Source organism: Streptomyces europaeiscabiei (assembly GCF_036346855.1).
Taxonomy (GTDB): domain Bacteria; phylum Actinomycetota; class Actinomycetes; order Streptomycetales; family Streptomycetaceae; genus Streptomyces; species Streptomyces europaeiscabiei.
Genome location: NZ_CP107841.1, coordinates 7,094,614 through 7,112,679, shown reverse-complemented (window position 1 = coordinate 7,112,679; position 18,066 = coordinate 7,094,614). Strand labels below are relative to the sequence as shown.

Below are 18,066 nucleotides of genomic sequence, written 5' to 3'. Positions count from 1 at the left end.
GGCGTCGATGATGATCTTCGGGGTGACTACCAGGCATCTCCAACAGTCATCGTACTCAGTGGTCATGCTGCCGAAGCACCGGGAGATGTAGCGGACTTGGACCGAGCCGATTGTGAGGAGCGACTGCCACCTGGACTCTCCCAAGGGCCTGCCTGGATTGGCGTCTTCCGAGGTAATGGGATGGGCGGAACCTACTGCTTCGCTACGACCGAAGGCGCCTTGGGTGCCTTCTCCATCAAATCCGCCGATCCCATCCTTCCCGAGTCAGTCACGCTGAGCGTGGTGCTATGGGACTAACGGCTCACATCAGTGGAAGGCAGCAGTCGGAGCGGACTCGGATCGAACGGCTAGAGCGGTGCTCAGCTTCCGTGGCCTATCCGTGGACTCGCCCCGCCTGATCTGCCACTTCCAGGGTCGTGACCTGCTGTGTTCTCCCGTTGCCAAGCGGCCTCCGGAGCCGTGTGCGCAGGTTCGAATCCTGCCGGGGGCACCCTTCATGAGGTGCCCAAAGACCCCGTCACCAGCGGAAACGCTGAGGCCGGGGTCTTCGCGTATGTGCAGGCGTGTGCCGCTCGGAGCGGGTGTATGTCGAGGTCTGGGCGACGGCCGCGTCACGCCGGTATCCGCCCGTAGAGGAGACGGCCGGCAGAAGGTTGCGAGCCTGTTCAGGGTTGGCGACGATGCGCGGGTCCACCTGGTACGAATAAGGGAAAACTTCCCACCAACCCGGTGCCCAGTCCGATCGAGCTACGAAGATCCATCCGCGGACGCGGTAGTCAACGGCGGGGTCCTTGCGGAAGGGGCTTCCCTCCAAGGTGGTGGCCGGAAAGACTCTAATGGGCGCCATCGCCACGTTACGAAGCACGGCGTGCCAGGTCGGAGCAGTTGTCAATAGTTGTGGATCGGTTGACGCGTGATCAGGCTGCGGCGACCTCCTCGCGTTCGACCAGGACGCTGTTCTCGAACTTGGCGCCGGAACGGAGCCAGCGCGACCAGGTGGGCTCCGGTAAGTCCGCGCCAGCGGTCCTGCGCGGACTCCACCAGCTTGAACACCATCGCCAGGGCGGCCGGCGGCCGGACTGCCGGCCCCGCCATGACGCGGATGCGACGGGCGCCTACCATTCGAGCGGCGGATCGGCGACGCATTGGTCGTAGTACTCCCAGCAAGTCTGGCTGCACCGCTGCCACTCGTAGAAGTTGTCCGCCAGGGGTTCGCAGTCGCCCAGGCAGTTGTCCACGCGCTGGTTGCAGAAGATCAGCTGTTGACGCTCCTCCTCGGTGAAGCTGGGCACGATCCGCTCGGCGGCGGCGCGGCGCAGGCTCCGAGTGGGCCAGCCTGTCGTGTACCGGCCGGAGATCCGGCGGACGGCCGCCTCGGCGTGGAATCCGGGGATGGTCATGGTGTCGCTCCCGTCAGGGTGATCCGGACGAGCAGGCCGCGCCGACCGCAGTTCGGCCGACGCCCCCGAGCGAGCAGCCTCACTGTCCAGGTTACGCGCAGGGTGCGCGCCAAGGTGCGCGACGGAGCGGGCTGGCGCAGTCTGGAATCAGCGCGAGTGTGTGTGAGTCCTCGTGCCCAACTGCCCATCCCCCACCACTGTTCGTCACTGTCCGTTCCCGAATCTCCGGTTGCTACCCGGTCGTTTCCGGCAGTTCTCCCGGCCGGGCTGCCGCGGACCGCGACCGCCCGCCACCCGAGGGGTGAGAAGGATGACCGAAGGTGAGAAGCAGGACGGCACCGCCCGGGCCGGCGAACGCCGCCCGCACCGGGTGCGCCTCCCCGGCTTCGTCACGGACGAGTCCATCGGCCTCGGGGACGCCGTCAAGCGCGTGACGAGCACGATGGGGGTGAGGAAGCCCTGCGGCGGCTGCGAACAACGCGCGGCCGCGCTCAACCGATGGCTGGTGTTCTCGACGGGTCGCGGTCACCGATCGTGAGGCCCGCGGCCCGTACGGCACGAGCCCCGCAAGGCACAAGGAGTCACCCATGGACCACCCGACGGAACCCGCGGCGGACCTCCCGACAAGTCCCCCGACTGATCGCCCGGCAGACCTCCCGACCGGTCCCGGGGCCGGTCCTGCGACGGACTCGCCGATCGCCCAGGGACACCCAGTGCATCCGGACCCGGTCCTCGCGCTGGCCGCCGCCGACGCCGCCATCGTCCCGACCTGTGCCGAATGCGGGGCCGCGCGGACGGAGCAGGTCGCACCGGACACCGCCAGCAACTACGTGTACGTGCTCGGCCAGGTCGACTTCCGGGCCCCGAGCCTGGCGGTCGAGAAGGAGGTCGCCCAGGCGGTGGCCCGGTCCGCGAACGCGAACCTGACGGACCGGCAAGCCGTCTGCGCGGCCATCGCGCGGCCGGAGAACCGTTATCTCGCACGGCAGTTGTGCTACGTGCTGAGCGTCCAGGGCATGGAGACGTACATCCTCCGGCCCCGGGATCCCGTGGACTTCGACCGGCTCGTCGAAGCCGTCCGCCCCGAACCCAAGGGCACCGACCTGGATGTGGTCATCGGACACCGGGGGCCGCTCGCCCCGCCGTCGCTCTGCAACGGCCTGACCCTCCCGGTCGTGGCCTTCGAACAGGTCTACTCCTTCACAAGCGACGAGCTGATCGCGGAGATCAGCAAGCCGGAGGGGACGAGCGACAAGTGGTTCACCCGCTCGTCCAACGAACTGTTGCGCCGTGTCATGCAGTTGGGGGACAACGCGGGCGACACCGACGAGCACCGCGCCATCAACTACCTCGCGGTCCGGTACCCCCGCATCTATGAGAAGACCGTGGAGGCGTTCGCCGCCGACGCGAGCCTCAGCGGGGTCGTCTTCCGCGAGTCCCGGCTGAGCGGTGCCCGCCGGGTCCTCGATGTCGTGCTCTCCTACACGGGCCGCCAGACGGACGTGACCGAGAAGTTCTTCGTCCGGGTGGACGTGACCGAAGTCTTCCCGTTCCTGGTGAACAAGCTTGCTCCCTACTACGACCGTTGATCCGTGCCGCCCGACCGGCGCGGGACCAAGGAGGTGTGAGAGATGAATGTTCCGGGCTTCACCGCCGAATCGGCGCTCCAGCGGACCGGCGGACACTATCGGACACCCGGCGGTGGTCGTGCCGGCCGCCTGTCCGCCGTCATCCCGCAGGACGATTCGGCGGGATTCTGCAGCGTGGTGGAGTGCCCCATCGTCTGCCGCTCGGCGTGCCGTGGGTACCCCTACGGCTTCCGGTGCCAGAAGTGCCTGAAGGACTGCCGTCATGAGTGCAACAACCCCGGCTCCGACGGACCGTTCACGCGTCGCGTCGCCGTGAACGTCTGGTGAGGACGGCCTGGACGGCCCGAGGATGACGACACACCGAGGACGGTGCGATGGCGGAACCGCTGGAACAGACCGGGCTCGCGCGCCTGATGGCGCGCGGCGCCGGCCGGCCGGAGATCGTCGTGGCGGTGGTAGACGGCCTCGTCGCCCTCGGCCACCCGGGACTCGCCGGCGGACACCTGCGCGTGCTGCCCGGCGGGGCCGGCGACCGGGGCGGGCAGGGTGACGATCCCTGCCGCCCGACGGGCGACGACGCGTCCTGCCGCCACGGCACCTACGTCGTCGGACTCCTCGGCGCCGGCCGGACCTCGCGGTCGCCCGGCATCTGCCCGGGCTGCACCTTCCTGCTGCGCCCCATCTTCGCGGCGGGCCGCGTCACCGGCCGACCCGCCGCCCCCGCCGTCCCGGTCACCCCGGCCGCGCGGCCGGAGGACCTCGCGGCCGCCATCGTCGAGTGCGTCGACGCCGGCGCCCGGGTGCTGAACCTGAGCGTCGCGCCCGACCGCCCCTCCAGCACGGACCACCGCGAGCTGGAGTGGGCGCTCGACCACGCGGCCAACCGGGGCGTGATCACGATCGTGGCCGCCGGGAACCAGGGCGCGGTCGGCACCTCCGTCCTCACCCGCCACCCGTGGACCGTCCCCGTGGTCGCGTACGACCGGCGGGGCCGGCCGATGAACCTCTCCAATCTGGGCGGTTCGATCGGCGCACGCGGCCTCGGTGCTCCGGGCGAGGGCGTCGTCGGCCTCGGCCTCGGCGTCGACGGCCGCCCGCTGGCGGTCACCGGCACGAGCGCGGCCGCCCCGTTCGTGACCGGCGCCGTCGCACTGCTCCTGTCCGCCTTCCCCGCCGCCCCACCCGCCGACGTCCGGTCCGCCCTCCTGCTCACCGCCGTCGGCCCCCGCCGCACGGTCGTCCCGCCCTTCCTGGACGCCTGGGCCGCGTACACCGCACTCGCCCGGACCGGCAACGCCCCCCTCCCGCACGGCAACCGGCCGCTCAAGAATCCGAAATCCCTCTGCTGATCACCGTGTTCCTCATCGATGCGCCCCCGACCGGCAATATCAGCGCGTCGGCGAACGTCTTGACCCTCGCACGCAGCGGGTCCGGACTCGCCGAGGCGAGATTGTCCTCGGCAAGGGCGTGCAGGGGCAGACTGTCGGATGCGGTCATCGTGCTGATCTCCTTCAAAGACTTGGTCGTCTTGAAAGATCAGCCGGTGGCCGTTCGTCTATGCAGGCACCATCCCGATGCCGCGTCCGTCCTCGGCGCATTCTTCCCGGGTCACCAGGCCGCGTTGAGCAAACCCCCGGATCAGGTCGAACCCGTACACCACTTCCCTGGACGCAACCGTGCAGCCCTGTGCCCCCACAGAGGAGTGGTTCCGCTCAGATGGATGATCTCAGGGGCAGGGAGATGATGGCCTGATGCAGTACATCCTCAACACACCGGGACGGCTGACGGACAGGGGGCGGCGTTTCCTCGCAGCGCGGGCCCGCACCGTTCCCTTCCCCACGCAGGACAACCCGGACGACACCGAGGTCATCGCCCGGCTCGCGCCGTTTCCCGAAGTGGACACCACGATGACGCTCGCCGGGCTCCGGCAGGCCCAAGACCGCTACGGCGGGCTGGTCTATCGCACCTCCGCCTGGTCGTTCCAGGAGGAGATTCGTTTCGAGCCGTGGCCGTACTACGAGGACAGCGTGGACCACGGGCCGCTTGCGGAGTTCGTCGACCACGAGGTGGCGCACCCGTATTCCGTGAAGCTGCGGAGCGACGGCGCGGTGGTGTACCGCTTCGGCGTGGACGTGGCCGTGTTCCCGGACGCCGACGCCCTGATCGAGGCGGACGCACTGTACTGGGAGTGCGAGAGCTGGATCCCAGTGGTGGAGAAGAAGGCAGGACAGTCCACTGCGGGGGTCAGGGAGGCGGCTTCACGGCTGTCCTTGATCCGGGAAGGTTCCGGGAACACGGAGTGGTGGTGGGAGTCCGACGGGTTTCGAGTACACCTGTGGCGGACGTTCGCGGAGCTGTTTCAGCAGGAGCGGCTGGACAATTGGGGGCTGTGGGCCAGGGACGAGGCAGGTCTGCGGGCAGCCCATCGATTCCTCACGGGAAGCGATCTGCGGTGACTTCTGCCGGTCCCCCATGAGTCCGTCAGCCGGCCCCTGGGGAATCGAACTGCCTCGAATGACCGGCTGTGGGCTCAGCCACTGAGGCTTCGACGGCGCACGCTCAACTCGTTGCACATCTCCCGAGCGACTACAGACCCTGCAACGAAGGGCCTTGGCCACCCCGGACGAGTCATGGGGTACGCCTCAGGCAAGCGCCCAGGGCCGTTGCGTCGGCCTGGGCCATGCCGCGCGGCCGGCGCCGGCCGTGCGGGTCCCCGGTGGCTTCGTCACCACGCAGGGCTACAGGCACCGGAACGTTCGGGAGCTTCGCGTTTTGCGGGGCGGGGCAGGGCGGTGGGACGGGGAGCTTGTGGGGTGCGGGAGGCGTCAGGTGGTGGTTCGGCGGTTTGGTGGGGTGAAGACGTAGAGATCGAGGATGGGGGGCATGGGGGTGATGCCTGGGCCGCCGGACTGGACCCAGGTGACTATGTCCTCGGTGGCGTCGGGGTCGTTGACCAGGCCCAGCCAGACGGGGCGGGCGCCGGCGGCTCGGCCGGTCGAGGAGGGTTGGACCACGATCACGTTGGCCTGGTCGCAGGCGTCCAGGCAGGTGGAGATTCGGGTGGGGACGACGGCTCGGAGGCGGGTGGTCTGGGCCTCGTGGTCCACGCCGGGGAGTTTGGGGGTGCCGCAGCAGCAGTCTCGGCAGACTGTCACCCGGCAGGGGGTGGGGCCCGTTTTCGACTGTGCGGGGGTCACCAGGGCGTCGGGCGGGTGAGTGTGGGGGGTGTCATCCGGTGGCCTCACGAGCTTGTGAACTGGGCTTTGACCATGGGGATTTTACTCGCCCCCGTCGCACCGCCCAATCCCGCCACCAGGGGCTCCGCCTCTTCGACCCCGGCCCCGAACCCGGACCCCAAACCCGATTCGGGACCGCCCCCAACCCGATTCGGGAGCCAACCCCACCCCGATGCCGGGGCCGGGAGCGGGGGGGGCGGGCCAGGTGGCCGATCACCGTGGCGTCGTCCGTAGTCCGTAGTCCGTAGTCCGTAGTCCGTCGCCCGTCGCCCGTCGCCCGTCGCCCGTCGCCCGTCTTCCATCGTCCGTCGTCCGTCGTCCGTTGAACGGCGGGGGATGTTTTGCTGCTGGATCGCGTGGGTGCCGGAGATGTCGAGGGTGGCGAGCACAGCAGCGATGGAGGGTGCTCGGCCGGTGCAGGAGCGGGGCGCGGGGCGCACGCCGGGCGCCGGAAGCGGTGACGGCCCGGCGGCCCAGCGGCTGCCGTCCCGGTAACCCGCCGACCCAGCAGCCCAGCAGCCCAGCAGCCCAGCAGCCCAGCAGCCCAGCAGCCGGATGAGTGTCGGCGGCCCTCGGTTCGGACAGGTCGTCCCGGGGTGTGGGAGTCGGCAGACCACCGCTGCGTCAGCCCGGCGGGACAGGCCAGCTCGAAGGCGGGCCGCGGCGCCAGCGGCGCGGGCCGGCCGGCGACGGACCCGTCGGGAGGCATCGGCGGTGGACCGACGGTCGTGATGATCTCGGCAGGGGCCCGGTGCCGGGGTGGCCGGAAGGTGACTTGTGTCTCATGTGGGGTGGTGGGGTTCGGACGGGCTTCGGTGGCAGAGTCGCTGTTCGGAAGTGGTGTCGTCGTTCTGTCAGTGGCAGGAGTTCGGGTGGTGCATACCGGGGAGTCATTTGGGGTGGGAACGGTCCTGGGGTTCCCTTCGTTCTTGACTTGCCCTGCCTCCGCCGGTGCGGTCCCCGCCGTACCAGCGCGACGCGGAAGGACGACGTGCCCTTTGTTCCCGCTCCCGCTCGACGCGCCGCCCCCCTCGCGGCCCACCCCGTCCCCGGTCACCGACCCCCTCACCCTGATACCCAGCCCGGCCCGGCCCCCGGACCTCACCCGAGTCCCGGGCCAGGCCACGGCCACGGCTATTGACCCCGATCTCGATCCCAACCCCGGCCTCGCCCCTTGCTCCGTCCCCAAGGCGCTCTCCGACTCCCCCTGCGGCCCTGCCCCTGCCCCCGGCCAGGACGCGGTCGACCGCCCGGCGCGCGTCAGGGCGTTTCTGCCCGCCAGGGTGCAGGCGCTGCTCCCCGCCCGGTCGGCCGCCAACGCCCGGCGGTTGCGGTTCGCTCTCATGCTGCTGCCGTTGGCTCTGCTCGCGGTGTGGGCGACGGTCGACTGGCGGACGGTCCACGACGGGGCGGTGCGGCTGGCGTCGGCCGACCCCCGGTGGCTGCTGGCCGGTGTCGTCTTCACGGCCCTGTGCTCGGTGGCCTCCGCATGCGTACGGCAGGGGGCGGTGCCGGAGCGGCTTCCGCCGGGGCAGTTGCTGGCCGTGCAGTTCGCCGCCGGGGCCGCGGGGCACGCGCTGCCGGGCAACATCGGCGCCCACGCCGTCGTCCTGCGCTTTCTGCGGGGCCGCGGCATGCCCCTCGCCCGTGCCACCTCCTCGCTCGCCCTGTACTCGGCGGTCAAACCGGTGGCCAAGACGCTGGTGATCGTCGCCTTCGTCGTCGCCTTCCCGGGCACGCTCCGCCTGGCCGAGCTCCTCCCGAAAGGCGAGACCCTCGCCCTGGTCGGCGCGATCACCGGGGTCAGCCTGGCCGCCGTGGTCACCCTGATCACGACCGTACGACCGTTGCGGCGGCCCCTCATCGGAGGGCTGCGCTCCGCTCTCACGGACACACGGCTCGTGCACAGCCGACCCGTCCGCGCACTCTCCCTGTGGGGTGGGGCCGCCGCCTTCCCCCTGTGCCAGGGCGCCGTGGTCGCCTCGGTCGGCTCGTCGCTCGGGCTGCCGGTGTCCTGGACTCAGATGCTCTTCGCCTACCTCGTCGCCAGTACGGCCGCCGGTGCCGTGCCCGCGCCGGGCGGGCTCGGCCCCATGGACGCGGCGCTCGTCTTCGCGCTCGTCGCCTTCGGCGCGCCGGCGACCCTCGCCACCACCACCGTCATCGGCTACCGCGTCCTCACCGTCTGGCTCCCCCTCCTCCCGGGCACCCTCGTCCTGTCGGCGCTGGTGCGCGCGAAGGTGCTCTGAGCCGGGCCGGCGTACGCGCACGAGCACCGGGTGCCCTCGGGCGGGGCCCCGGTGTCGTCATGCCGTGAGCGAGGCCCTGGTGTCGGCACGCCGTAGCTGGGTGTAGTGGGCAGTTGAAGCTGGAACCATCTCTGGGACAAGAGGCCCGACGGGGCCGGAGGACTGGGGGATGGCGCATGTCGTACTCGGTGGGGCGGCGAGTGGTGGTCACGGGGCTGGGGGCCATCACGCCGCTCGGTGTGGGTGTGGGCGAACTGTGGCAGGGGCTGCTGGAAGGGCGTTGCGGGATTCGGCAGCTGGAGGGGGAGGAATTCGCGGAGTTACCCGTGCGGGTCGCGGGGACGGTGCCGGTGGATCCCGCCGACCTGTTGCCGCGGCCCCGGGCCCGGCGGATGAACCGGGCCGCGCGGTTCGCGGTACTGGCAGCGCGGGAGGCGTGGCGGGACGGGGGGTTCGACCCCGTCGGTACGGCGGCGAGCGGGCTCGATCCGGCGCGGGTCGGGGTGTCCGCCGGGGCGATCCTCGGTGACGCGTCGGTGCTCGTGGCCGGCGACCGGCAGTTGAGGGACCGGGGGCCGCGGAGTGTCTCGCCGCTCACCACGCCGATGTGCGTGCCCTCGCAGGCGGCGTCGCAGATCTCCCTCGACCTCGGTATCACCGGGGAGGCGCGGACCGTCACGAGTGCGTGCGCCTCCGGTACCGAGGCGATCGGGCAGGCGGTGGACCGTATCCGGTACGGGCGGGTGGACGTGGCGCTCGCGGGCGGGGCCGAGGCGGTGGTGACTCCGGCGATCATGGCGTCGTTCGCGGCGATGCGGGCGCTGTCGCGGCACGGGCTGAACGGCGGTGAGGGGAGCCCGTCCCGGCCGTTCGCGAAGGACCGGGACGGGTTCGTGAACGGCGAGGGGGCGGGTTTTCTGCTGCTGGAGGCGGAGGACCGTGCGAGGGCTCGCGGTGCGCGGATCTACTGCGAGGCGGCGGGCTGGGGACTGTCCGCCGACGCGCATCACATGGCGGCGCCCGATCCTTCGGGCGCGGGGGTGGCGCTCGCGCTGCACCGGGCACTCGCGGACGCGGCGGCGTCACCCGCCGATGTCGTCCACGTCAACGCGCACGCCACCGCCACGGTCGACGGTGACCTCGCGGAGGCGAACGCGCTGACCACGGTGCTGTCGGGGCGCCGGGTGCCCGTCACGGCGCTCAAGGGGAGCCTCGGGCACCTTCAGGGGGCCGCCGGTGCCGTAGAGGCCCTGGTCACCGCCCTGACTCTCCACCACGGCGTCATCCCGCCGACGATCGGCTGCGCCGACCAGGACCACGCGATCACCCTCGACCTCGTCACCACCGCCCCCCGCCCCCTCCCACCCGAAGGCGACCTCGCCCTCACCAACTCCTTCGGCTTCGGCGGCCACAACGCGGTCCTCGCGCTACGGCGCGCCACGTAGCCCCGGGCGCTGTGCGACGAAGCGGGGGTTGGTCAGGCTGAGCGTTCGGGTGTGGTCAGGCTGAGCGTTTGCGGGATGTCGCCTTCTTCGCCGGGGTCTTCTTCGCGGTGGTCTTCGCTGCCGTGGTCTTCGTCGCTGTGGACTTTGCTGCTGCGGACTTCGTCGCCGTGGTCTTCGTCGCCGTGGTCTTCGTCGCCGTCGTCCTCTTGGCCGTTGCCTTCTTCGCCGCTGTCTTCTTCGCCGGCTGAGTCGACTGCGCCGTCGACTTCTTCGGGGAGGCGGCCGTCTTCCTGGCCGGGGTGGTCGATTTCTTGCCCGGGGGCTGTTTGGGGGTGGGGCGGGACGGGAGAGGGGTGATGTCGGCGACGTCCTCGCCCCGGGACTCCTTGGCGTCGCGGACGCTCTTCTCGAGCGCGGCCATGAGGTCCAGGACCTTGCCGCCCGGGGCCGGGGCGGGGGCGGCGGCCGGCTCCTCGCCGGAGGCCTTCGCGGCGATGAGTTCCTCGACGGCCTCGCGGTAGTCGTCGTGGAGGGAGTCGAGGTCGACCTCGCCGAGAGTGTCCATGAGGGCGTCCGCGAGGTCCAGTTCCTTGTCGCGGACGGTGACGCTCGCGTCGGGGGCGACCCCGTCCGTCGTACGGATCTCGTCCGGCCACAGCAGCCCGTGCATGGCGAGGACGTCGTCCACGACCCGCAGCATGCCCAGCCGCTCGCGCCCACGCAGCGCGAACTTGCAGATGGCGACCTTCCCGCTGCGCTTGAGCGCCTCGCGGAGGAGGGTGTACGGCTTGGCGGCGGGGACGCCGTTCGCCGCGAGGTAGTACGCGGCGTCCACCTGCAGCGGGTCGATGCTCTCGGCCGGTACGAAGCCCTCGATCTCGATGGTCTTGGCGGTCGGGATGGGCAGCGCCGCGAGGTCCTCGTCCGTGATCGGGATCATCGTGCCGTCCGCGTCCTCGTACGCCTTGCCGATCTCCCCCTGCGTCACCTCACGGTCCTCCAGCTCGCAGACCTTGCGGTAACGGATGCGGCCGCCGTTCTACGGGGGTTCCCGACGCGTTGCGTGACGTCGCAGTGCGCTTCGTCGTTGAGGGTGCTGCGATGGTTCTCCGGGGGTGTTGCTCCGTGGTGGACCGTTGCGGTCTGTCCGTGGAGTGAAGGGATCAACGGGTGCGTGCATTTCCGGTCCGGATGCCGTCCGGTGCTGCGTACTGGACAGTGGTCGACGCCGAGATGCAGGTGGTGATCGAAGCCGACCGGTACCTACGGGGTCTCAGGTTGAGCAAGGACCGCGCGGAGTCGACGACGAAGGCGTACGCCGGGGCGATCGGGCTGTTTCTCCGCTGGTGTACGGCGACGGGGCGAGACTGGCGTACAGCCGCCCGCGATTTGAGCTCCTTCATCCTCTGGCTGAAATGGCAGCCGGCTGGGGAAGAGGGGCAGGCGACGGTCGTACCAGGGCCCGGCGGGAGGCCCGCCCGGGATGCACGCCGGATCAATGGCGTGCTCACAGCGGTTCGCGGCTTCCTGGCTCACGCGGTGACGGAGCGGGAAGTCCCGGGCTGGGTGCTGGAGCAGCTCTACCAGCTCGGAGACAGCTCGGACCTCCCCCTTCAGGCACAGTCGGAAGACGGCAGGCTCCGCTACCGGCTCCAGGCTCAGCACCGGCTGCCGGAGACGGAGAGGGCCGTGGACCGGGCCAGCGATGCGGAGATCGTGGCAATGTTCCGTGCCTGTCGCTCGGCGCGCGACAGGTTGCTGATCCTGCTGCTGGCCCGAGTGGGGCTTCGCCGCGGGCAGGCGGCGGGCCTTCGTCGCGGTGACGCTCATCTGCTCGTGGACTCGGCCGCCCTGGGATGCCGCCTGGAAGGCGCTCACCTGCATGTCGTACGGCGGCAGAACCAGAACAACGCCTGGTCGAAGTCCCGGCGTCCGGTGGCACTGCCCGTGGACTTCCTGGTGGTGCAGGCGTTCGACCAGTACGTCTTGGAGCGGCACGAACGGCTCGGGTCGGCGGGCAGTGATTTCCTGCTGGTGAACCTCTTCCGTGAGCCCTTGGGATCGCCGATCACGCCGGATGCGATCGGCGAGACCGTGGAGACACTGGCCCGTCGTGCCGGGCTGGACCGCAAGGTCACCCCGCACATGATGCGGCACGCTTTCGCCAGCAATATCGCGGACTCCGGCGGCTCGTTGGACGAGATCCAGTCTCTCCTGGGCCATAAGCACCCGGACTCGGCTCGTCCTTACCTGCACCCCGCGCAGTCCCGGCTGCGCGAGGCGATCAGCCGTGTTCCCTCGCCGAGGGACCTGGGCGAGGAGTCAGGCCGATGACGCTCAGCGTGGTCCGCACCCAGCCCCTCGGGCAGGAGGTGGAAGAGGACGGTGCCGCGGCCTTGTGGGCTGCGGTCGATCCGGAGTTCCTGGCCCTCTTCGGCTGGTCTCCGGAGACCGGAGTGCTGTTCTTCCCCGCGGATCACCCGCTGCTGGGCACGCCGCTGTGCCGAGTGAAGGGCTGCGTGCAGACCAGTGTCGCCAGGCAGTTGTGTTCCGGCTGCCGACTGCGGTGGAGGCAGGCAGGCAAGCTCCCGCTGGAGGAGTTCGCCGAGATGGACCGCGGCAACTGGCGGCAGGTCGGGGTCGAGGACTGCTCGGTGTCCGGATGCCAGCGGCCGTTCTCGTCCTGGCGGCGGCCGTTGTGCTCGACTCATCTCGCGCAACTCAAGCGTCGGGATGTGACGCTGGAGGAGTTCCTCTCCCTCGACGATGTGGTCGCGCTGCCCGCGTTCGGCCCCTGCGAGGTCGCCGCCTGCCACCGGTCCAGGGACGGCGTATCGCCGTACTGTCACACCCACCGGGAGCGCTGGAGAAACGCGGTCGCCCGAGGGCTGAGCGAGAACGACGAGGAGCGATGGCGGCGCACAACAGCACCCGTCTCCGCGAACAACGAGGTCAGTCTGCGCGGACTGCCGGATCGTGTAGTGGCGGAAATCCTCTACGGTGTCCAGGCCCGAACACGCGAGGGACTCCACACCACGCAGTTCCTGCTCCGCAATCTGACCAACCGGCTCCGCGAACTTGAGCTACCGTCACTGAGCGCGGTGGACCCGGCTCATGTGTCCCGGGGCACGCGGGGTCTCTGCGGCAGCCTGGTCACACTCGTGAGCCGGTTCGGCTTGACGCCGGAGGGCGAGCGGGCCAAGGACGTGTGGAGCGGTGCCGCGTTCGGACACACCGGGCGCCTTGACTTCACTGCGATCCACCAGCCCTGGCTGCGGGCCGCCGCCAAGGAATGGGCGTTCTTTTCCCTGCCTCAGCGGCGTGGCAGTGTCATAAGCAGCATCCAGGACATCCTCAGCGCGTTCGCCCTCCTGTCCGAGAGCCTGAGGCTTCAGCGCGAAGATCACGGCGACGACATTCGCACGCTCAGTCGTCGGGACATCACCGCGTTCACCAACCGTCTGTCCTTCCTGCACCACAGCGGGGACATCTCGGCGCACAGACGGGTCAGGGTCGTTCGCTACGTCCGTACCCATCTCGCCCGGATGCGGTCACTGGGACTGCCCCGGCCAGGTCAGCCCCTGCACGGGCTGCCGGATGACTTCGCCATCCTCCCGGAGGACATTCCCGACGACCCGGAGGACACCGAAGCCGGCAAGGACCTCCCGGCCGAGGTCATGCGGCAGATCTGCGATCAGTTGCCTTCGCTGGTCGGCCAGGCCCGGAACGGCAACGAGAACCGAGTGGCGGTCGAATTGCTGATCGACACCGGACGGCGTCCTCAGGAGATCTGTCAGCTGCGCTGGGACTGCCTCAAGCAGGACTCCGACGGGCAGCACGTGCTGATCTACGACAACTACAAGGCCAACCGCCACGGACGCCGTCTGCCGATCTCCCAGGCCACGGCAGGAGTGATCACCAGACAGCAGGAACTGGTCCGCGCAGACTTCCCGAGTACACCGACCGACCAGTTGATGTTGCTGCCCACGCGGGTGGCCAATCCCCACGGCCGGAAGCCCATCGCGCCGGGATGGCTCTCCGGCCGCCACCGCGGGTGGATCCGGTCCCTGCCCGAGTTCCTGGTCCCCACTCGGGTCGAGGTGGACGGTCAACAGGTCACCAGGATGATGCCTTTCGACAAGTCCAAGATCTTCCTTTACGCGTACCGGCACACCTACTGCCAGCGACACGCGGACGCGGGGGTCGCCGTCGACGTCCTCAGGGCCTTGATGGATCACCGGAGCCTGGACACCACTCAGGCCTACTACCGGGTCACCGAAGAGCGGCGGCGCGAGGCCGTCGACCGGGTCACCGAGATGCAGTTCGACCGGCACGGCAAGCGTATCTGGCGGCAGGCGAAGTCCCTGCTCGATTCCGAGCACGCCCGCCGGGCCGTCGGCGAGGTTGCCGTTCCTTACGGCGTCTGTACTGAGCCGTCGAACGTGGCAGCGGGTGGACACGACTGTCCCGTCAGGTTCCGTTGTGTCGGCTGCGGTCATTTCCGTACGGACGTCTCCTACTTGCCCGACCTGAAGGCTTACCTCGCCGACCTGCTGCGCAATCGGGAGCGGATCGCCGCTGCGCTGGACGCGGACGACTGGGCCAAGGCCGAGGCGATGCCGTCGGACGAGGAAATCAGCCGTGTGAGGCGCCTCATCAAGCGAGTGAAGGACGGCATGGACGACCTCGACGCAAGCCAGCGCACCGAAGTCGAGGAGGCCGTATCCGTGGTCCGCCGCGGTCGCCAAAGCCTGCTGCTGGGGATGCCTCGGGTCCGCCAGCCTCTCCCCGATCTGCGACCAGAAAGGCCACTGTGACCAGCAAGAGCAATCACGCCATGTCCGAAGGGAAGCGGGCAGACGCAGCACGCCGACGGCAGCGAGTCGAGAAAGCCATCAGCGCCGCCATCAAGGCGGGTGACGAGATCACCGCCTCCGGTATCGCCCGAACCGCCGGAGTCGACCGCTCCTTTCTCTACCGCCACCGCGACCTGCTGCAACTCATCCACACCGCGGCAACGGCGCCGCAGTCCGGCGAAGGACACACCCAGGTCAGCAGGGCCTCCCTGCAAGCGGACCTGGCGAACGCCCTGGAACGCAACGCCCGGCTCACCGCCCGCGTCCGGCAACTGGAGAACCGGCTCTCCCAACAGCTCGGTGAACAGGCCTGGCGCGACTCCGGCCTCGGAGCGCCCACCGACATCGACCACTTCCAGCGGCAGATCACCACCCTCGAACAGCGGGCTGTGGAACTCCAAGGCCAACTCGAAGACCGCACCGAGGAACTACAGGCCGCACGTGCCGCCAACCGAGAGCTGACCCGATCCCTCAACCAAGCCCACCGCTGACCGCGCTTCTCCCTCCGAACGAACCGTCCGGGTGGCGTATGCCGGGATGCGATCAACGGCCGACGGGGGTGACATGGGAAAACAGGAGGTGGGAAGGCAATGGCCAGAGCGGTCTGGAGCGGTGCTCTCTCATTCGGGCTCGTCGCCCTGCCGGTGCAGCTGTTCACGGCGACGGAAAGCCACACGATCCGCTTCAACCAGCTCCAACGCGGAACGTCCGACCGAGTACGCAACAAGCGAGTCAACGAGCGCACCGGCGAGGAAGTCCCCATGGAGGAGATTGTCAAGGGCTTCGACATGGGGGACGAATACGTGGTCGTCGAACCCGGCGAGCTGGACGAGATCGCTCCTGGCCAGTCCAAGTCGCTGGAGATCACCGGGTTCGTCGACCTGGACCAGGTCGAGCCGGTGTTCTTCGACAAGACCTACTACCTTGCGCCCAAGGGCAAGGAGTACGCCAAGGTCTACGCCCTGCTCCACCGCGCCCTGGCCCAGGCGAACAAGGTCGGTATCGCCACCGTCGTCATGCGCAACCGTGAGTATCTGGTCGCCGTGAAGGCCGAGGGCGACGTCCTGGCGATGCACACCATGCACTGGGCGGACGAGGTCCGCGACCCCCATCGGGAGATCGGGAGTCTCCCGGAGGAGACGCAGGTCGCCGACAAGGAGTTGCAGACAGCGGTGCAGCTGGTCGAGGCGCTTAGCATCGACTGGAATCCGGAGGAGTACCACGACACCTACCAGGAGAAGATGCTCCAGCTCGTGGAGGCGAAGCGCACGGGCCAGACAGTGGAGAAGGGCGAGCCGCCACCACGCTCCACCAACGTCATCGACCTCATGGGCGCGCTGGAAGCCAGCGTCGAGCGGGCCAGAAGCGCCCGGAAGAACGGCGCAGAGACAACAGAAGAAGCCGCAGGGGTCCGCTCTCCGGCGACGTTGAAGCAGGCGGCTGAGAAACGCCAGGCCCGTCCGGAGAAGAAGGCGGCCAAGCCTCATGCCTCAGAGCTGGAAGGCCTGACCAAGGCTGAGCTCTACCAGCGCGCTTCCGAAGCCGACATCCCCGGTCGTTCCTCGATGACCCGAGAGGAGCTGATCAAGGCCCTCACCGGCAAGAGCGGCCAACGCGGAAAACGAGCCTCCTGAGGTCGGCGAGCCACCGAAGAGCAAGACCAGAACGGGCGGGTGGAATCCCGCCCGCATCCGCCGGAACCGCGTGTCCACTTCGACCGTCGAGCTAGATATCCACACATAGTGGGAACGTCGCAAGCGCACGGTGTTCCCCGGTCACCGGCGCGTATTGGGCTTTCGGCAGTGTCGGACGGCTCCCGGTGTCCGTACCGTCGCCTCCGTGAACAGCACGATGATCAGCGGCGAGACTGCGACCGGGACCGCTGCTGTGCGGCGGGCTCTTGATCCGAGGACTACTCTGACAGCGGCTGCCGTGGTGGCTGCCGGTGTGAGCATGGTGAACCCGTGGTGGGCTGTCCCGGCTGCCATCGCAGCGTTCTTGACAGGACGACGGCCTGGAAGGACCGCGCCGACAGCGCTCGCCCTGGTCGCGATTCTCGCGACCGGCGTGGTGGCGCTGTCCGTCGTGCCCGCTTGGCTCCCCCTGGCCGGCCGGTTTGTGACAGTGGTGGTCGTCGCAACGATGCTGCCCTGGTTCGCAGGCCGGTTCTGGTGCCAGTATCAACTGGTTGTCCGGGCCGGGTGGGAGCATGCCGAGCAATTGCAACGCGAGCAGCAACTGATCGCTGATCAAGCCCGACTGCGCGAGCGGGCGCGTATCGCTCAGGACATGCATGACGTGCTCGGCCATGATCTCAGCCTGATCGCCCTGTCTGCCGGGGCACTCAAACTCGCGCCGGGCCTTGAAGAACACCATCGAAGGGCCGCAGGTGACATCCGGGCCAGAGCCGCAACCGCGGTGGAGCGTCTCGGCGAGGTGATCGGTGTCCTGCGTGAGGAGACCGACGACATTCCGAGGGACCCGGGCGGGTCCAGCCTCACGGGGCTGACCTCCGAGGCTTCCGCGGCTGGGCTCGCAGTGGAGTTGCGCATCGATGGCACGGCAGACAACCTTCCGCCGGTGGTCGAACGGGCAGTTCACCGCATCGTGCAGGAAGCGCTGACCAACGTTGCCAAGCACGCGTCAGGCGCGGCAGCGACTGTCCACGTGGCGCATACGGCAACGGAAACGAAGGTCGTGGTGGAGAACGGGCCGCCATCATCCGCAACCAGCCCGCAGCCTCGCCCCCGGAGCGGAGGGCGAGGCCTCATCGGCATCGAAGAACGTGTGCGGTTGGCCGGCGGTTCGTTCGACCACGGCCCGCGCAACGGCGGCTACGCAGTCGACGCGCAGATCCCTCACACGCCCTCGTCCCCGGCACCGCCGCTCGCGCCCGCAGCCTCTCGCGATCGCGAGTTGCCGCAGGAACATCGCCGCGCTCGGCGCCGCGTCGGTCGGGCCCTGGTCGCCGCGGTCATGGCGCCCCTGGTAACGGGAGCGTTGCTGAGCGGAGCGCTGGTGGGCTGGGAGATGGTGTCGACGTCACAGTCGGTCCTGGACCCGGGCGACTACGCCCGTCTGCACGTGGGGCAAGATCGTTCCGAGGTTGAGCGTCGTCTGCCGGACCGGCAGACGAACTACCGACCGCTGACTGCCGAGCCGATAGGAGACGGCATAACGTGCGAGTACTACGCGATGACGGCCGACAGGTTCGACGACCGGTCCGGCGACGCCTACCGGCTCTGCTTCCGGGAGGACACCCTGGTGTCCCTGGACTCGCTCACCCCGTGA

General features: G+C 69.4%; 15 protein-coding genes and 2 pseudogenes. 12 read left to right on the top strand and 5 right to left on the bottom strand.

Annotation, left to right across the window (positions count from 1 at the left end; genetic code table 11):
- Nucleotides 1-917: 917 nt before the first annotated feature.
- Together OG858_RS48570 and OG858_RS31270 are read right to left on the bottom strand one after the other, a co-directional pair.
- Nucleotides 918-1,083: pseudogene (locus OG858_RS48570) on the bottom strand (IS256 family transposase); the annotation flags it as partial.
- 32 nt (nt 1,084-1,115) lie between these two features.
- Complete coding sequence (locus tag OG858_RS31270; protein ID WP_319068850.1) at nt 1,116-1,400, bottom strand: hypothetical protein; 285 nt, start codon at nt 1,398-1,400, stop codon at nt 1,116-1,118.
- A gap of 310 nt (nt 1,401-1,710) precedes the next feature.
- Here OG858_RS31270 and OG858_RS31265 point away from each other — a divergent pair, with 310 nt between their 5' ends.
- The 4 genes from OG858_RS31265 (at nt 1,711) to OG858_RS31250 (ending at nt 4,338) form a co-directional block, all read left to right on the top strand.
- The gene (locus OG858_RS31265; RefSeq protein ID WP_319068849.1) at nt 1,711-1,938 is read left to right on the top strand and encodes a hypothetical protein; all 228 of its coding nucleotides are present in this window, start codon (nt 1,711-1,713) and stop codon (nt 1,936-1,938) included.
- 175 nt (nt 1,939-2,113) lie between these two features.
- The gene (locus tag OG858_RS31260; RefSeq protein WP_319068848.1) at nt 2,114-2,989 is read left to right on the top strand and encodes a cyanobactin maturation protease PatG family protein; all 876 of its coding nucleotides are present in this window, start codon (nt 2,114-2,116) and stop codon (nt 2,987-2,989) included.
- 42 nt (nt 2,990-3,031) lie between these two features.
- Nucleotides 3,032-3,316 carry a hypothetical protein gene (locus OG858_RS31255; RefSeq protein WP_319261547.1) on the top strand — a complete coding sequence of 95 codons (285 nt, stop codon included), beginning with the start codon at nt 3,032-3,034 and terminating at the stop codon, nt 3,314-3,316.
- Between the two features lie 47 nt (nt 3,317-3,363).
- The gene (locus tag OG858_RS31250) at nt 3,364-4,338 is read left to right on the top strand and encodes a S8 family serine peptidase (protein ID WP_319068847.1); all 975 of its coding nucleotides are present in this window, start codon (nt 3,364-3,366) and stop codon (nt 4,336-4,338) included.
- On the opposite strand, the gene OG858_RS31245 is transcribed toward OG858_RS31250, so the two are convergent.
- On the bottom strand, nt 4,313-4,486 hold the full coding sequence (locus tag OG858_RS31245) for a hypothetical protein (protein ID WP_319068846.1): 174 nt from the start codon (nt 4,484-4,486) through the stop codon (nt 4,313-4,315). The genes OG858_RS31250 and OG858_RS31245 overlap by 26 nt on opposite strands.
- 254 nt (nt 4,487-4,740) lie before the next feature.
- Here OG858_RS31245 and OG858_RS31240 point away from each other — a divergent pair, with 254 nt between their 5' ends.
- The gene (locus OG858_RS31240) at nt 4,741-5,445 is read left to right on the top strand and encodes a hypothetical protein (RefSeq protein WP_328544221.1); all 705 of its coding nucleotides are present in this window, start codon (nt 4,741-4,743) and stop codon (nt 5,443-5,445) included.
- Nucleotides 5,446-5,814: 369 nt separating this feature from the next.
- On the opposite strand, the gene OG858_RS31235 is transcribed toward OG858_RS31240, so the two are convergent.
- Entirely contained in the window at nt 5,815-6,189 is a 375-nt protein-coding gene (locus tag OG858_RS31235) for a (2Fe-2S) ferredoxin domain-containing protein (protein ID WP_319068914.1), read from the bottom strand.
- 1,034 nt (nt 6,190-7,223) lie between these two features.
- Between OG858_RS31235 and OG858_RS31230 the strand changes: the two genes are divergently transcribed.
- Together OG858_RS31230 and OG858_RS31225 are read left to right on the top strand one after the other, a co-directional pair.
- Nucleotides 7,224-8,474, top strand: coding sequence for a lysylphosphatidylglycerol synthase transmembrane domain-containing protein (locus tag OG858_RS31230; protein WP_328544222.1), 1,251 nt, complete (start codon nt 7,224-7,226; stop codon nt 8,472-8,474).
- A gap of 176 nt (nt 8,475-8,650) precedes the next feature.
- A complete protein-coding gene (locus OG858_RS31225; protein WP_319068841.1) occupies nt 8,651-9,919 on the top strand; it encodes a beta-ketoacyl-[acyl-carrier-protein] synthase family protein in 1,269 nt (422 codons plus the stop codon).
- 55 nt (nt 9,920-9,974) lie between these two features.
- Here the strand turns inward: OG858_RS31225 and ku (OG858_RS31220) are convergent.
- Nucleotides 9,975-10,958, bottom strand: a pseudogene (gene ku, locus OG858_RS31220) (non-homologous end joining protein Ku); the annotation flags it as partial.
- Nucleotides 10,959-11,422: 464 nt separating this feature from the next.
- Between ku (OG858_RS31220) and OG858_RS31215 the strand changes: the two are divergent.
- The 5 genes from OG858_RS31215 to OG858_RS31195 all read left to right on the top strand — a co-directional run bounded on the left by OG858_RS31215 (nt 11,423) and on the right by OG858_RS31195 (nt 18,066).
- Nucleotides 11,423-12,253, top strand: a complete 831-nt coding sequence (locus tag OG858_RS31215; protein ID WP_328544223.1) for a tyrosine-type recombinase/integrase — start codon at nt 11,423-11,425, stop codon at nt 12,251-12,253.
- Entirely contained in the window at nt 12,250-14,736 is a 2,487-nt protein-coding gene (locus tag OG858_RS31210; RefSeq protein WP_328544224.1) for a tyrosine-type recombinase/integrase, read from the top strand. Before OG858_RS31215 ends, OG858_RS31210 begins: the two co-directional genes overlap by 4 nt.
- A gap of 20 nt (nt 14,737-14,756) precedes the next feature.
- Complete coding sequence (locus tag OG858_RS31205) at nt 14,757-15,266, top strand: DUF6262 family protein (RefSeq protein ID WP_328544225.1); 510 nt, start codon at nt 14,757-14,759, stop codon at nt 15,264-15,266.
- Nucleotides 15,267-15,365: 99 nt separating this feature from the next.
- On the top strand, nt 15,366-16,409 hold the full coding sequence (gene ku / locus OG858_RS31200; RefSeq protein ID WP_328544226.1) for a non-homologous end joining protein Ku: 1,044 nt from the start codon (nt 15,366-15,368) through the stop codon (nt 16,407-16,409).
- Nucleotides 16,410-16,626: 217 nt separating this feature from the next.
- Nucleotides 16,627-18,066 carry a sensor histidine kinase gene (locus tag OG858_RS31195; RefSeq protein WP_408059499.1) on the top strand — a complete coding sequence of 480 codons (1,440 nt, stop codon included), beginning with the start codon at nt 16,627-16,629 and terminating at the stop codon, nt 18,064-18,066.

Bases quoted from the DNA above. Each gene is read 5' to 3' on its own strand.
- OG858_RS31270 (WP_319068850.1), bottom strand. From the start codon at position 1,400: ATGACCATCCCCGGATTCCACGCCGAGGCGGCCGTCCGCCGGATCTCC.
- OG858_RS31265 (WP_319068849.1), top strand. From the start codon at position 1,711: ATGACCGAAGGTGAGAAGCAGGACGGCACCGCCCGGGCCGGCGAACGC.
- OG858_RS31255 (WP_319261547.1), top strand. From the start codon at position 3,032: ATGAATGTTCCGGGCTTCACCGCCGAATCGGCGCTCCAGCGGACCGGC.
- OG858_RS31250 (WP_319068847.1), top strand. From the start codon at position 3,364: ATGGCGGAACCGCTGGAACAGACCGGGCTCGCGCGCCTGATGGCGCGC.
- OG858_RS31245 (WP_319068846.1), bottom strand. From the start codon at position 4,486: ATGACCGCATCCGACAGTCTGCCCCTGCACGCCCTTGCCGAGGACAAT.
- OG858_RS31240 (WP_328544221.1), top strand. From the start codon at position 4,741: ATGCAGTACATCCTCAACACACCGGGACGGCTGACGGACAGGGGGCGG.
- OG858_RS31225 (WP_319068841.1), top strand. From the start codon at position 8,651: ATGTCGTACTCGGTGGGGCGGCGAGTGGTGGTCACGGGGCTGGGGGCC.
- OG858_RS31210 (WP_328544224.1), top strand. From the start codon at position 12,250: ATGACGCTCAGCGTGGTCCGCACCCAGCCCCTCGGGCAGGAGGTGGAA.
- OG858_RS31205 (WP_328544225.1), top strand. From the start codon at position 14,757: ATGTCCGAAGGGAAGCGGGCAGACGCAGCACGCCGACGGCAGCGAGTC.
- ku (WP_328544226.1), top strand. From the start codon at position 15,366: ATGGCCAGAGCGGTCTGGAGCGGTGCTCTCTCATTCGGGCTCGTCGCC.
- OG858_RS31195 (WP_408059499.1), top strand. From the start codon at position 16,627: ATGATCAGCGGCGAGACTGCGACCGGGACCGCTGCTGTGCGGCGGGCT.